The sequence below is a fragment of the bacterium genome (assembly GCA_018830565.1).
Taxonomy (GTDB): Bacteria; UBA9089; JAHJRX01; order JAHJRX01; family JAHJRX01; genus JAHJRX01.
Window position 1 is genome coordinate 21,817 of the sequence record JAHJRX010000062.1, and the last position, 14,275, is coordinate 36,091.

12 protein-coding genes are annotated in these 14,275 nt (G+C 37.7%); all 12 read right to left on the minus strand.

The window, feature by feature from the left end; genetic code table 11:
* Positions 1–242: 242 nt before the first annotated feature.
* The 12 genes from KJ849_05940 to KJ849_05995 all read right to left on the minus strand — a co-directional run bounded on the left by KJ849_05940 (position 243) and on the right by KJ849_05995 (position 14,273).
* On the minus strand, positions 243–734 hold the full coding sequence (locus KJ849_05940; GenBank protein MBU2600095.1) for a helix-hairpin-helix domain-containing protein: 492 nt from the start codon (positions 732–734) through the stop codon (positions 243–245).
* The gene (locus KJ849_05945) at positions 728–2,281 is read right to left on the minus strand and encodes a hypothetical protein (GenBank protein ID MBU2600096.1); all 1,554 of its coding nucleotides are present in this window, start codon (positions 2,279–2,281) and stop codon (positions 728–730) included. Before KJ849_05945 ends, KJ849_05940 begins: the two co-directional genes overlap by 7 nt.
* A 114-nt stretch (positions 2,282–2,395) precedes the next feature.
* Complete coding sequence (locus KJ849_05950; protein MBU2600097.1) at positions 2,396–3,826, minus strand: response regulator; 1,431 nt, start codon at positions 3,824–3,826, stop codon at positions 2,396–2,398.
* Between the two features lie 122 nt (positions 3,827–3,948).
* Positions 3,949–5,475 (minus strand): HAMP domain-containing protein, encoded by a 1,527-nt coding sequence (locus KJ849_05955; GenBank protein ID MBU2600098.1) that lies wholly within the window; start codon positions 5,473–5,475, stop codon positions 3,949–3,951.
* Positions 5,476–5,698: 223 nt separating this feature from the next.
* On the minus strand, positions 5,699–6,298 hold the full coding sequence (locus tag KJ849_05960; protein ID MBU2600099.1) for a hypothetical protein: 600 nt from the start codon (positions 6,296–6,298) through the stop codon (positions 5,699–5,701).
* A gap of 59 nt (positions 6,299–6,357) precedes the next feature.
* Positions 6,358–7,506 (minus strand): hypothetical protein, encoded by a 1,149-nt coding sequence (locus KJ849_05965; protein ID MBU2600100.1) that lies wholly within the window; start codon positions 7,504–7,506, stop codon positions 6,358–6,360.
* A gap of 101 nt (positions 7,507–7,607) precedes the next feature.
* A complete protein-coding gene (locus KJ849_05970) occupies positions 7,608–8,051 on the minus strand; it encodes a response regulator (GenBank protein ID MBU2600101.1) in 444 nt (147 codons plus the stop codon).
* A gap of 553 nt (positions 8,052–8,604) precedes the next feature.
* Entirely contained in the window at positions 8,605–9,045 is a 441-nt protein-coding gene (locus KJ849_05975) for a hypothetical protein (protein ID MBU2600102.1), read from the minus strand.
* A gap of 411 nt (positions 9,046–9,456) precedes the next feature.
* Positions 9,457–11,343: an ATP-binding cassette domain-containing protein gene (locus KJ849_05980; protein MBU2600103.1), complete on the minus strand. Its 1,887-nt coding sequence runs from the start codon at positions 11,341–11,343 to the stop codon at positions 9,457–9,459.
* A 163-nt stretch (positions 11,344–11,506) separates the two neighbouring features.
* Positions 11,507–12,199, minus strand: a complete 693-nt coding sequence (gene ubiE, locus KJ849_05985) for a bifunctional demethylmenaquinone methyltransferase/2-methoxy-6-polyprenyl-1,4-benzoquinol methylase UbiE (GenBank protein ID MBU2600104.1) — start codon at positions 12,197–12,199, stop codon at positions 11,507–11,509.
* Between the two features lie 209 nt (positions 12,200–12,408).
* Complete coding sequence (gene mqnC / locus KJ849_05990; GenBank protein MBU2600105.1) at positions 12,409–13,473, minus strand: dehypoxanthine futalosine cyclase; 1,065 nt, start codon at positions 13,471–13,473, stop codon at positions 12,409–12,411.
* Positions 13,470–14,273, minus strand: coding sequence for a menaquinone biosynthesis protein (locus tag KJ849_05995; GenBank protein MBU2600106.1), 804 nt, complete (start codon positions 14,271–14,273; stop codon positions 13,470–13,472). The genes mqnC and KJ849_05995 overlap by 4 nt, the downstream gene beginning before the upstream one ends.
* Between the last annotated feature and the right edge of the window lie 2 nt (positions 14,274–14,275).

Here is a 14,275-nt window from a genome sequence, read left to right on the forward strand (position 1 = left end):
ATCTACCTATCTGGCTAAAAACAAAAAAGCCAAACTACAATCAAGCTACTTTTTAGAGCTCTTTTATAGTTTGGCTTAAAGAAAAGATGAGGTATTATTAAAATACCTTTATGTCCTGCCTGACTATACCCCTCCCTTGGAGCTACTCATTTAAAATCCTAAGTATCAACCTTAATAAGGTATAAATAATTAATTAATTTTTGTCCAAAATTTTTGTCTTTATTGGTAAAAAATTTTAATAATCAATTATCTTCTACGGTAACCATTTCTTGAATATTAGCTAAAATTTTAGGGCCAATGCGTTTTACTTTTAGAAGATCTTTAGTATCCTTAAAAGGTCCATTCTTCTTTCGATAATCAATTATATTTTGGGCTATCTTTTCTCCAATCCTATGGAGCTTGGTTAATTCTTTGCTACTGGCCGTGTTAATATTAATTTTTTTTGAAGTAGATTTCCATTCTTTAGAGGAAGCCTTTTTTCTAAGTAAATTTTCTCTGTTAGTGATATTAAATTCCTTCTTTTGCTTCTGATGATGGCTTACTTCAGGATATTCCTCTTCAAGGTCAAGGCTTTTTAAGTCAAGGCTAATCTTTGGTAAAGCCTTAGTTTGATTCCCTTTCTTAAAGGTTTTTTCTTCTTTTGTCTTGCCCCAAAAATATCCCAGAGAAAGTCCAGTCAAGAATATTATTAAAAAAAGGAGAAGTCTTTTTAGAGGTAATTTTATTTCTACCATTTCATCTCCAGCTGAATCTTTATTTTTTCTTTAGGTTGAGCTTGATAATCTTTACTATAATGAGTATAGTTATATTTTAATGAATATTTAAGATTAGGCAAAATATTTTGTTCAAAAATGACATTAAGACCAGTAATCTGGCCTCCCTTTTCTTTAATATCAGTATCTTGAAATTTGACCGTGTTTTTTATGGTGATGTTTTTCGTTAGTTTATAAGTAAGGTAAAATCTTAGATAATGATTTATTTGTAAGTCCTTACTGGGAGTAGTCTTTTGAGTGTGCTTAAAATAAATATTAGTCTTTAAGGGTGAATCCAAGCCAAGATCTAGTCTTAAACGAAAATTTTCTGTCTTTTCTCGGCCTTCTTCGCCTTCTTTATTCTTTAACCCCTTAGATAAACTAAACCTAGACTTAGGATTTAAGTTAACCAATAGTTTCAAAAAGACAGTCTGACTATCTAAGATATTCAAGAGGTCACTTTCTTGATAATAATAGCCAGATAACTGCCATAATTTATTTAAGTAATAATTAAATCCCCAGAAATACTCTTCCTGGCTGTCATTAGTAACATTATATCTATTAGTATAATAGTTAGGAAAACCAAGATCGTAATGCTTAAAATATTGATAATAACTAAAGTTAGAATTAACATACCTAGAACCTAAAAGATAACTATATTTTTCTTGATTTTTAGCTACTTCTGTAAAGAGTTGAAGATTATTTAAATTTATCTCTGTTCTGGTTCCATATATTTCAAGATTTTTATTAAGACTGCGAAGGTATGTTCCACCTATATTTATCTTAGGTAAGAGAAGTAATTTAAGGTCGCCAGCTTCTAAATTATCTTCCTTGTCTTTACTCTTCATTAAAGTAAGATTTAGACGTTTATTCTTATTTGAGATTTCAAAGATGCCTCCTTTGAAATTTTCCCAAACTATTAATCCTTGACCAAGTTTAGCTTTATAGTCGCCTAAGGTTATATTTTGCCAATAGTCAAGTTCATGAATTTTTAAATAAGCTCGGCTAACTTTATGAGAACTATCTTTTTCTTGAAGGGAGAGATAAGAAGAGATCTTTTTACCATAAGCGAAATGAAGATTTTCAAAGTTTTGAATTTCTTGATAACGGTGAATTTCCCTACTGGCGGATACTTGGCTGTTAAATTTTAATTTTTTTTCTTCCGTCTCGGTAACCTTAATAAAAGGCTTTATTTTTTCAAAGACCTCTTGGTCATTAAGCAGCTGTTTAAGCTCATCAATAGAACTAAATCTCCTAGCTATACTTCGACAATTTAAGATACTAATTATATCTAAGAAACTAATCTTGGGAATATTCAAGAGCTCAAATAAGTCCTCTTGATTAATGTCTAATTTTTCGTCATACAGGACTAACAAGTTTAAATATTGAGAATAAGTAATCTCTTCTTGATCTAACAATTCTAAAATATCATCTTTATCAGTAATAAGCTGAGAAGAAAAGGTTAAGTTTGAAAAAAAGGAGAAAAAAAAGAAGATTAATAAAAAGATTAAGTAACCTATCTTTTTCATAATTTTCACTGGCAAGACCTAACAAACTTGCTCGGTGCACCCGTAACAGCCTGCCAAATTCCATTCTAACTTCTGGATTCTGACTCCTGACTCCTGAATTCTGCATTCTTCCCTTCAGCCTTCATATGGCAGCTTAACAATGAAGCTGCTTCCCTTTCCCAACTCGGTTTCTACCTCAATACATCCATGGTGTGCTAAAACAAGGTGTTGACATATAGACAAGCCCAGCCCGGTACCCTTGCCGCGGGTAGTAAAGAACGGCTCAAAGATTCTCCTGATATTCTCTGCTGGAATCCCCGGACCAGTATCCTCAAAGCTTATATAGACAAATTCCTCAATCTTTTCACTCTTAATCCTCAGCCTTCCCTTCTGCTGCAGGATCTCACAGGCATTTTTAATCAGGTTAATAAAGACTGCCTTTATGTGGCTATGATCAACCTTAATCATAGGAATTTTTTCATCAAATTCCCGTATCAATTCTATGCCTGAAAAAATGGATTGAGGAACACCATCTAAGGATTCCTCAATAATAACATTTATATCTGCTGAAGTCAGATTAAGGTTCAAGGGCTTTGCCATATCTAAAAGATCATTAAAATAGGAATTTATTCTTAATACCTGCTGTTCCATGCGATGCAGATGTTTTTCAATGGTCTCATTCCTGGGTAAAACACCCTTGAGAAGGTAGAGGGTGCTATTAATTACAGATAACGGGTTTCTGACCTCATGTGCCACTACAGAGGCAGTTTTTGCCATCATTGCCAATCTCTCTATCTCAATCAACTTTCCCTGTATCCTCTTTAATTCGGTTAAATCTGTCACCAACACGAGGACTCCGTTAAATACATTGTTTTCATCAAGTAATGGTGTCAGTGTGATAAGTACGGGTATGCTGCCCTTTATCTTAGACAAAAGCTCAAGTTCAAACTTGCGTTTTTGTCCTGCCTTGATGAGATGGTATTCCTGATAAAAGGTTTTTACCGCATCCTCCGGCATAAGACTCAATACTGTTTTGCCCAACAGATTGGATTCTTGTTCCATCAATATCTCAGTCAATTCACGATTAACAAGGACAATGGTCTCTGTCAGATCAAGGGCAAACAATCCCTCACCCATTGAGTCAATCAACCCTTCATAAAGATGTTTATGGGTATTTTCTAAAAATTGACTCCTTTGTCCAGAGTTAATGGCATCAAGAATTCGATTGGGCAGCACATCACCCTGAATGTTATCCTTGGTTAGAAAATCCACTGCACCAAGCCTTAAGGCACCATCTAACAGCCGTCCGTCCTTTAATCCTGTAAGAACAATAGCTGGAATGCTCCTGTGCATCTTTCGGACATGTTTTAATAATTCCAATGCATTTGTATCAGGCAGTATGTGATCAATAAGAAGGCAATCAAACCTTTCATTGCTAAGCTTCTCTATGGCCTCTTTCCCAGTGCTTGCTGTCTCAACGCTAAATGCCTCCCTTGCCTTAGATAGAACCCTTTTGGCAATGATGATGTCGTCTGGATTATCTTCAATAAGCAGAATGCGGTTCATGATATGTCTCCTTGTATTTGTTCGTCTTTTCAGATTAACCACAAAGTACACAAAGGGATACACAAAGTTCACCAAGAAAAAAATTCTTTGTGTCCTCTGTGATTTCTTTGGGTCCTTTGTGGTTATCTGTCTTTCTTCGCAAAGCTCAAATAAAACACAGTCCCTTCCCCAACCTTACCCTCGATCCATATCCTTGCCCCATGCTCATCCATGATTTTTTTAACAATTGCCAGCCCTGCACCTGTTCCGCCTTCATACTCATTCCGTGCATGCAGCCTTCTGAATATCTTAAATACCTCATCATAGGAATTCTTGTCTATGCCGATACCATTGTCCTTGACAAAAACCATTACCTCATCATCCTTTGGTTGAGGTATGGGACAATCTATTTCTATAACAGGTTTTTCCTTATCATTATATTTAATAGCGTTTGAGATAAGATTATAAAAAACCTCGGTAAGCTTGGTACTATCCCCATAAATAACAGGGATATCCTTCCTTACTATTATATCCACACTGCGTTCTTTAATAACATGCTCAAGCCTTTTCTGAGCCTCTCTTATAATACGGGACAAATCTATTACCTCGTATGAAACCTTTCCCCTTGTAATCCTTGAATAGGCAAGCAAGGCATCTATCAGATCTTTTAATCTATGGGCACCGGCAGAGATTCTTTTCAGATAATCCTTGCCATCATCATCTAATTTTTCCCAGTAATCCTCTAAGATGAAATTGGAAAAGGTTTCTATGGCTCTTAATGGTTCCTTAAGGTCATGGGAAGCGGTGTAGACGAATGAATCCAATTCATGATTTACCCTTGTTAATTCCTCCACCGTCTTCTCAAGCAGGGCAGCCTTTTGTTTAACCTCAATCGTCCTTTCATCAACCCGCCTCTCTAATTCCAGATTGGATTCTTTTAGGGCATTAATCAATTGCTGGATATTATCCTTCATGCGGTTAAAGCTATTAGCCATGCTGCCAATCTCATCCCTTGATTTCCCCAGTTCAGGATTAATGACAACATCAAGCTTGCTGCTGCAAATATCTTCCATAGTATGGGTCAAAGCCCGAATCGGAGCTGTTATCCTTGTGGAAAAGAAAAAGGATAAGACAATCCCAATTACCACTAATAAAAGAATCATGCCTGTGCTGACCTTAAGGATATTATTTGTCCTGACATGAAGGTTCTTAAGTGAAATTCCCAGAAGAACCGTGCCAATTACCCCTGATTTTTTCGTGTCTAACACTTCGGTTTCCTCAACCAACGACTTCTTGTCTGTGCTGATAGTGACAATCCCGCCAAAAAGGATTTTTTCTCCAGCTTCACCCAGACAGACAGGATCCTTTGATAGGAGTGCCTTTTTGGTTAATTCATCCTTATAAACCCTGCCCACCTCTTTTGGATTGGTATGAGCCAATACCCTGCCATACCTATCCAATATGGCTACAAAGGCAATATCCTTGTTAAGCGTGGCTGCTTCAATCAATGCATCAAGCTCATGGAAAAGATTTTCGGTGAGAATGCCATCCCTGGCAGTATGTGTAAAATTACTGGTAATTTCTACTCCTCTTTTTACCAATTCCTCATGCAGTAGCAGGGATGAGCTTGTCAGAAAATACCAGCTCAGGATAATAGCCATGCCAATCATAAGCGCGCTGATTAACAAACCTAATTTAATGCCCAGTTTGCAGGGTATGCTCATTTATTATCCTCGCGTTACTGCTCAGCACTCAAAAATAGAACGCTGATAACGCTGATTGTTATGATTAAATAAGATTTTTTTGTAGAATGTTTATAATTATCTGCGTATATCATATTTATCTGCGTCATCTGCGTTCTATTGTATTTGATGAAACTGAGCAGTTACATCCTCACTTGAATTCCGGAAAAACCCGGATCAACTCATCCATAATCTCATTTGCATGTATCTTGAACAAGTTCATGTCTGATGGTGTTTTCCCACCATACGGTGATTCCTTGCCCAGGTCAAGATAGGCTTTCATGAACATCTTCCTGACCCTTCGGTCAAGATCAAAGGTTGCAGAATCCCTCAAAAACTCAGTGGAAAGCAGACAATAATTTGCATAACACATCTTAAATAAAACCCTTTGCTTGTTTTCTTCCCCTTTAGATATGACAGCAAACATGAGGCAGATATCATAGAATATTAATCTTCTGATACTGATATTAAACCCCTCACCCCTTGCCTTTAACCCTGCCTGAATTTCCGGCTTAAGGTCAATACCAAATTCTGTATTGACGGCAACCATTATCGGATCTATAAAGGTAAGAGCTGTTTTGACATTTGCATATTTTTTTTCCTTGAAGTTTGTCAGGATTGATTCATATACCTTGATTGGGGCAACCTTTAATTCAGAAGGGTAGATGGCTGCTGCTGCTGGGGAAAGGCACAGGGGCACAAAGACACAAAGGCACAACAAAAGGATTGTTAATCTGTAAGTTGTTGACATATGACACACCATCCAATTGCATTTGTAGGGACAAACCCTCGTATTTGTCCGCTTTTTGCTTAGAATTCAAACACAGATTCTACGCTCATCCCATCATTTTTAAGCTCAGCACCCTTTTCAGTGGTGTGCTGATACGCTGCTCTGACCACAAAGTGTTCATAAGGGGAAAGATTAATTCCATAGGTAATAGATTGCCTGTCACCCTTATTGGATGCATCCTCTTCCCAGGGGTCAAAGATCTCATACCTGATTGCCGGGGCAAGGAAATGAACGCATTTCCTGTCTTGTAACAATTTATAGCTTACAGCAAGGTATGCAGATGACTGGTGTATTTTTCCTCGATAGAGGGTGTCTATCCCTGCCCTTCCATGCTCACAGGCAAGATTCCATTTATCTGAGTCATACAAAAGATGATAAAAGGTAAAATCACAGCTATATTTTTCATTCTTGTCATATTTTGCCTCAAAATGAGAGCCGCCAAACTCCAATCCCTTGTATGGAGAATATGCTAATCTCATGACCAATGGCTTATCGTTATTATTATCCATTGCCTGTCGACTATGGTTATGGAATTGTTCATACATGTAGTTTGTTGTTGAGGTATCAAAGTCAGTCTTTGTGCTATCCCATCCTGGACCATTGATTATCGAAAGGTTATAAAGTAATTTTTGCGTATTTTTTACTGGTATTTCCCCAGAGACATGCACACCTGAATCCCACCAGCCACAGGCTCGTATAACGCTTCGATACAGGAATGGGGCAACAGTAAACATTCGGTAGCCTGATGTAGGGTAATAGCTTTTATCCTGGCTGCCAATGGGCACAAAGTCTCTTCCTATTGACAGGATGAACCACTGCCTTGGCGACCATACCCCTCGCAGCTTACAAAACTTGAGCTTCTCAGCCTTATAAAGCTCAAACTCTACCTCAGCCTTTAACCCAGGTCTTATAGATGAGCTGATATCAATATACCCACTCATGGGGATAAACACACTATGCCCGGCAATCTTAGGATCACCCTCATCTGCATAATCTCCAAATGCTTTTTCCTGGTAGTTATAGAATTGATTTGTCAAAAACACATGCAGCTCTGGAAAAGATTCATTAAACCCATATCCCTTATCCTTTTCCTGAGCAATTGATGGTACGGCTAAGCTCAAAATAAAAGCAAGCCCCATGAATTGAATGAACAATCCCTTTTTCCACATTTTTTTTCTTCCTCCTCTTAAACCGCTGAAGCGGTTAAATTATTCGGTTATCCTTTAGTTTACCCCAATAATTTGGGGCGCTGTTCTCAATTTACCTGATTTTACCTCACATGAGGTATCTTTGATATCAGTGACCAGTAAATCTCAAATTGTTCAATAATCTTAACAAATGCCTCGAAACCTATTGGCTTGGTGATGTAGGATACAGCACCATTCTTATAGCTTCTGACAATATCTTCATCCCTGTCTGATATGGTCAGCATGATGATAGGGATCATGCAATGTTTTGGGTCGCTTTTAAGTTTTTCCAATACCTGAAAGCCATTCATATTGGGCATATTGATGTCAAGAAGGATCAGACCAGGGGTAGGAACAGGTTCGATTTTGTATTTTCCTTCATGATAGATAAAGTCCAAAGCCTCCTGCCCGTTTCGAGCGATATAAAGGTTGTTAAGCAGCTTGCTCTTCTTAAACGCCCGCTGGGTGATAACAACATCATCATCGCCATCATCCACCAGCAGAATATCTATTACCTTATTATCCATGATTCATATTCCTCCTTTATAATGGTTATTAACGAAAACTGGACAATGAAATAGTTCCGAGCAATAAAAGATAAACTTGTTTGCCCTCAATTAATTTACTCTATGTAATTTTCATTAATAGGTAATTAATAAGTATTATATATAATATTAAATTATAACTCGGAAGAAAAAATATGTCAAAATAAAAATAAAGATTGTGTTAGCCACAAATAGAGATAAAGATTATACGAATTCCCCAACTTTGTAAAAAGATAGCAGAAACGGATTATTTTTAGAGAAGAAGCAAAAGAGAGAAAAGAGAAAGTAAAAATATTTAAAAAAATAGAGGAGATTTAGAGAGAAGAAATGCCTAAAGAATAAGTGAGGACGGCATATTTTTGTTTTTCTCTCTTTTCTCTTTGACAAAAAAACAAAGTGATAGCCGTCCCCAAAGGACAATTATGAATATAAATATCGGCAGATTTGAAGAATTCAGTAAAAGAATTCAAATAAAAAAGTATCGGATAAAAACAAGCGGCCAATAATATTTTGGCATAACTCTTACTCTATTATCTTAATTAATTAAATAACTAGCAATTTTATAAGCTATGTAATCTCTTTTAGAAGAAGAAAATTCTTTCATCTCGTTAATATCTTTACCCATTATTTTATCTCTAATCTTATCCGCAATTACTTCAGAGATTTTCCTCGTTAAATATTGTCCTTCTTCTATAACCTTTCTATACTTGGCAATATTTTCTTTTCCTTCTAAATAAGCATCTTCTAATTGGGAAATAACAACTTCGGTTTTATGGGCTAATTTTGCTTTTTTAGAAATAGAAACACGATCATACTCCTTATCATCCTCTATTTCGCTAGACCCTTCTTCTTTGGAGTTAAGATTACTAATATCCTTGGTTTTTACTTGGTCTGCATCTGATTTATTTGTTAAATTATTTATAATATTCTCTTTTTCGTAATTATAAATGCTGTTTACCCTTAACATAGTTTCCATCTTTATAGCCCCTTTTAAAATATTCTTCTTATTATTAATATCGGTAGAAGATAAGAAATAATTTAATTAAAAATAGTAATTCTTGTTTTATGTCAACGGGCATGCAATAATGTACCATAAATGGGAATGAAAGTGTACCACCCCGGTGGATAAAATGTGGTAACCTCTTTTCAAGAAAGCGACCTGGATTTTCGATAGACTAAAGGGGTCGGATGCCCCGGCGGCTACAATACGGTCAAACGTTATGTTAGTGTTATCAAAGAACGGAAGATATAATGCAGCTACCAAACCAATTACTTCTAATGATACACCTGATAGTCAGGCTAAGAATCGAAGGGTAGAGATTGTTATTATTGAGCAGCATTCTCGGTGAAAGTAACTGCTCAGGTGTAAATACAAGAAAAAAAGGTATTAACACTCCTGCTGCAATTCCATCAGCCTTTGTTCAAACTCTTTGGATTTTGTATCATGCTCATTAATTAACGATTCCAGCTTCTTAAAAATAGCTGCAATCCGATTATTCAATCTGTTAATAGAAACAGATAGCCTTGATATAGCCTTACTGTCGCCCTTTTCTGAAGCCTCGACAAGGGCAAGGCTTTCTGTTTCTACATCCTTTTCCAGAAGCATGATATTTTTTTCCATATCAACAATCATTTTTTGTAATGGTCCGAGTGTTTTTGAACGGCTTTCATTTAATTGTGCCCTGAGTCTCCGCAGCTCCTTTTTATTGATATTTTTGTTTTGTCTGCTGTTGGCACGGCTATCTTCATCCTCATCTACCCGCTCACTCTCCCATCCTACCCTATCCAGAAATTCCTGATATGTTCCCTCAAACACGGCCACCTTGCCGTTGTCAAATACAATCAGCCTTGTTGCCACGGCATTGAGGATCAGCTCGCTGTGGGTAACGATGATAATCCCGCCGTCAAATGCCTCAATAGCCTCGACCAATGAATCAATGGACTCCATATCCAGATGATTGGTAGGTTCATCAAGCAGCAAGAGATTGGCAGGGGTTACCAGCAGTTTTCCCATCAAAACCCTGCTCTTTTCACCGCCGGAAAGCACCTCTATCTTTTTTAATGCATTGTCGCCGCTAAACATCATGGTTCCGCATATCTTGCGGGCAACGCCCTTGCTGCAATCAGAATTCGTGTCCATTAGCTCCTGCTCAATTGTTTTTTTAGGATTAAGGCGGTTGATATTGGTCTGTCCAAAATAAGCGACAGATAGATTTTGACTGTATTGAATCGTTCCTGTTTGTGGCTGTAACTCACCTGCAAGAATATCCAAAAGGGTGGTCTTGCCTTTTCCGTTTTTACCGATAATGGCAATCCTGTCATTTTTTCCAACAGCTACGGTTAAGTCGTTAATAAGCAGCGGGGCAGCCTTTGCCAGAGGGGCTCCCTCCTGATAAGAAAACGATATATTTGCAGCATTCATCAGCCATTTACCCGGAAAGGGTGCTGCCCTAAATGAAAAATCAAGGGTTTTTATGTTAGACAATTTTTCCAGATTCTCCATCTTTTCAAGGGACTTTATCCGTGATTGGACAGCCTTTGCCTTTGTAGCCTTTGCTCTGAAACGGTTGACAAACTCTTCTATCTCATTGCGTTTTTTTTCATCATTAACACGGGTCTTCTCATGTATCTCTTCTTGCTGTAATAGCTGCTGATACAATTTCTGGGTAGATCCGGCGATCTTTTGCATCTTACAGCGGTGTATAGCCATTGTATGTGTTGTTACGCTGTCCATAAAATCACGGTCATGGGTGATGATCATCATCTCGTCTTTCCAATTGCGAAGAAACCGCGTCAGCCATCGCATGGATACAATATCCAAATAATTGGTTGGTTCGTCAAGAAGGAGGAGATTAGGCTCAGAAACCAACACCTTGGCAAGATTCAGACGAATCTGATAGCCGCCAGAGAGCATCAAAGGGCTGCGGTCAAAATCATCACGAGTAAACCCAATACCAAGGAGGATGGTTTCCACCTTATAGCTTTCATCAATCCCATCCTCAGACACAGGAAGGCTGAGGCATCCCTCTTTCAGAACAGTATCTTCAGTAAATCGTATGTGCTGAGAAAGATGCCCGATAGTGTAGTGTTTTGGAACACTAATAAGCCCGGCATCAGGATGTTCTTCTCCGAGTATCATCTTAAAAAGGGTTGTTTTGCCATGTCCATTCCTTCCAACCAATCCAATCCGTTCACCGGGATTTATGACGAAACTAACATTACTAAAAATCTCCTGTGAACCGTAAGCCTTTTCTAACCCACTAACCTTAAACATATTATCCTTCCTTCACCTAAAAGGGTTGTAATTTGTAAACGTTCGGCTGTCAGCTGTCAGTTCATTTGCCTTGATTTTATGGTCTGGACTTTCTGCTGATAGCTGACGGCTGAATACTTACCAAATAATACTAATAACGGTTATCCTGCTTAAAGCAAGGCAATCATCTTTCTCCCCCATAGAGAGAAACAATTCCACCGGTTAACTTCTTGGAAAAAAGGTTTTTTAGTTGATTAGAACTCATTAATTTTAAGATTTCTTCCTCCTTGAGAAAACCCTGGATTGATGAAGAGAGGTAAGTATAAGCTTCTTCTGAACCTGAGATAATTCTACCTAAAAGAGGAACAAATTTAGAGAGATAAAGCTGGTAAAGGGTAGAAAAAGAAGTTTCTTCTGGTGGGGAAAATTCGAGGATCAAGAGTCGTCCACCATGCTTTAATATCCGCCCCATCTCGGCTAAACCCTTTTGATAATTACTTAAATTTCTTAATCCAAAACTAATAGTGGCAATATCAAAAGTCTCATCGCGGAAAGGAAGGCAAAGGCCATCTCCTAACAAGAAGACAATCTCCTTTTGGAGTTTTATCTTTTTTCCTTTTTGCTTAGCCATAAGAAGCATCTTTTCTGAAATATCTATCGCCACAATCTCTTTACAAAGAACTTTTTTGGCAAATTCTAAGGCAATATCCCCTGTACCGGTGCAAACATCTAAGATCTTTTCACCAGGCTTCACTCTTGCCCATTCCACAAGAGTTTTTCTCCATCTTCTGTCCATATTTAAGCTCAGGAGATGATTTAGAAGGTTGTATTTTGGAGCAATAGCGGAAAACAATCTTGAAAGCTCTTTTTTATCCAACTTTTTAACTTATATGCAATCTGATAAATAACTTTGTATTTCCACCCCCTATCCCCCGCCAGCGGGGGATAGGCTTGCCTTGTCCGAAAAGGCAACGAAACAACGGACATTCACGAGGCTGTCCCCCGCTGGCGGGGGTTAGGGGGTGGATTTTCCCTACGAGGTATGTCAACTTAATTAATGGATTGCATATAATCCTTAGAAACTTACTAAAATTGGTTTAAGATTTCATACTTAGTGTTCCTTTGAAAAGGAAATTTACCAGCCCCTTTTATTAATTCTACCACCTTAAGGACAGACGTTTGGTAAGCAACACCGGTGGATTTTATTACTTTTTCTTCCATCAAGATACCCCCAAAATCATTTACTCCAAAGGCTAAAGCAATTTGGGCCAGTTTATGTCCTTCGGTTACCCAACCGGCTTGAATATTAGGTATATTATCAAGAAATATTCGAGAAACAGCTACCGTCTTAAGGTAATCAATGCCTCCTGAAGGTAAAATTTCAGAAAACTTTGTCTGGGCAGGAGAAAATGTCCAGGGAATGAAAGCCTTAAATCCACCAGTACGGTCTTGAAGAGTACGAATTTGCAACAAATGTTCAATCCTCTCTGGCCTAGTTTCCATCATTCCAAAGGTCATCGTGGCTGTGGTATGCATACCCGCCAAGTGAGCTTCTTCCATCACCTGCAACCATTGAGCAGTAGTAATTTTATGAGGACTGATTATCTTTCTTACCCTATCTACTAAGATTTCTGCTGCTCCGGGGAGTGAGTCTAAACCTGCTTCTTTTAACTTGAGTAAGACCTCTTTAACTGAAAATCCTGAAATGGTAGAGAGGTAGTAAACTTCAGTTGGGGATAAAGAGTGAAGCCAAATATTAAATTTCTCTTTGATGCTTCGCAACAAGTCACCATAGTAATCGAGAGAAAGCTCGGGATTAACTCCGCCTTGGAGCATTACTTGGGTTCCTCCTATCTTTACTAATTCTTCCACCTTGCTTAAGATCTCTTCTTTAGATAAGAGGTAGCCATTCTTTGAATCTTTATTTACGGAAAAGGCACAGAACTTACAGCTGAGGGCGCAAATATTGGTAAAGGTTATATTTCGATCGATCACAAAAGTAATGATCTCTTCGGGATGATACTTTTTTCTACAATGGTCGGCTAATTTGCCTAAGGAGAGTAAATCAAGATCAAATAAAGATACTCCTTCTTCAAGATTTAATCTTTCTCCAGTATATGCCTTTTCTAATACCTCCGCCATCTTCTTCATTTGAAAAACTCCAGTCTTTGGCACGAGGGGCAAAGTCCTAATTTAGAAGCTTGTTGATAATAAATGAGTAACGCTTCTTGTTCTTGAGGACCAAATTCATATTTAAGATTTTTAAAATACCCATAGAGGTCTACATGTTGAAAACTATCAAAGAGTTTAATGACAATCTCATCCAAATGTTTTAGTCCATAGTCTAAGGATTTTTTAAAAGCTTGGACTATTTCTTTAGTCTTTTCAGGAAATTTGTGAGCATAATCTTTTTTAACTGCCCAGACAGCAAAGATAACTGCATAGCCAATATATCTTTGCCATAATTCAGCCAGATCGTATAAAAATAATCCCTCTTCTTCCTTGACTTGGAGAGCTTCATCGCCAATTAAAAGAGCAGCAGTGGAGTGAAGAAGCATCGATTGAAGTTTAGGCGGCATAACTTTATAAAAAGGTTGATAAGCACTAAGAAGAACCTTAACTAAGACTTGGGAAGTAGCACTGGTCTTAGACAAAGCGATAGATTTCCCCTTTAATTTATCTAAGGGGAGTTTACTCACTAAGATGACACTCTTAACCACCCCCTGCGAGCTTAAACAAAGCTCTGGCAAGAGAAGGTATTCATCTTGATGTCTGGCGTATTCTATAGAAGAAATAGGGCTTAGATCAAGTTTTTTAGAAGCCAGCCAGCTATTTAATTGATGGGGCAGCCCTGGTGTTATTCGTGCCTCAATAGGTACTTTTTCTTCTAAAATTCCATAGTAAGGAGGTAAGCAGTTTATGTAGTTTAAATAACCGAGACGGGTCTTCATTC

Coding starts and splice junctions, on each gene's coding strand:
- KJ849_05940 (MBU2600095.1), bottom strand. CDS start 734: ATGGTAGAAATAAAATTACCTCTAAAAAGACTTCTCCTTTTTTTAATA.
- KJ849_05945 (MBU2600096.1), bottom strand. CDS start 2,281: ATGAAAAAGATAGGTTACTTAATCTTTTTATTAATCTTCTTTTTTTTC.
- KJ849_05950 (MBU2600097.1), bottom strand. CDS start 3,826: ATGAACCGCATTCTGCTTATTGAAGATAATCCAGACGACATCATCATT.
- KJ849_05955 (MBU2600098.1), bottom strand. CDS start 5,475: ATGATTGGCATGGCTATTATCCTGAGCTGGTATTTTCTGACAAGCTCA.
- KJ849_05960 (MBU2600099.1), bottom strand. CDS start 6,298: ATGTCAACAACTTACAGATTAACAATCCTTTTGTTGTGCCTTTGTGTC.
- KJ849_05965 (MBU2600100.1), bottom strand. CDS start 7,506: ATGTGGAAAAAGGGATTGTTCATTCAATTCATGGGGCTTGCTTTTATT.
- KJ849_05970 (MBU2600101.1), bottom strand. CDS start 8,051: ATGGATAATAAGGTAATAGATATTCTGCTGGTGGATGATGGCGATGAT.
- KJ849_05975 (MBU2600102.1), bottom strand. CDS start 9,045: ATGGAAACTATGTTAAGGGTAAACAGCATTTATAATTACGAAAAAGAG.
- KJ849_05980 (MBU2600103.1), bottom strand. CDS start 11,343: ATGTTTAAGGTTAGTGGGTTAGAAAAGGCTTACGGTTCACAGGAGATT.
- mqnC (MBU2600105.1), bottom strand. CDS start 13,473: ATGAAGAAGATGGCGGAGGTATTAGAAAAGGCATATACTGGAGAAAGA.
- KJ849_05995 (MBU2600106.1), bottom strand. CDS start 14,273: ATGAAGACCCGTCTCGGTTATTTAAACTACATAAACTGCTTACCTCCT.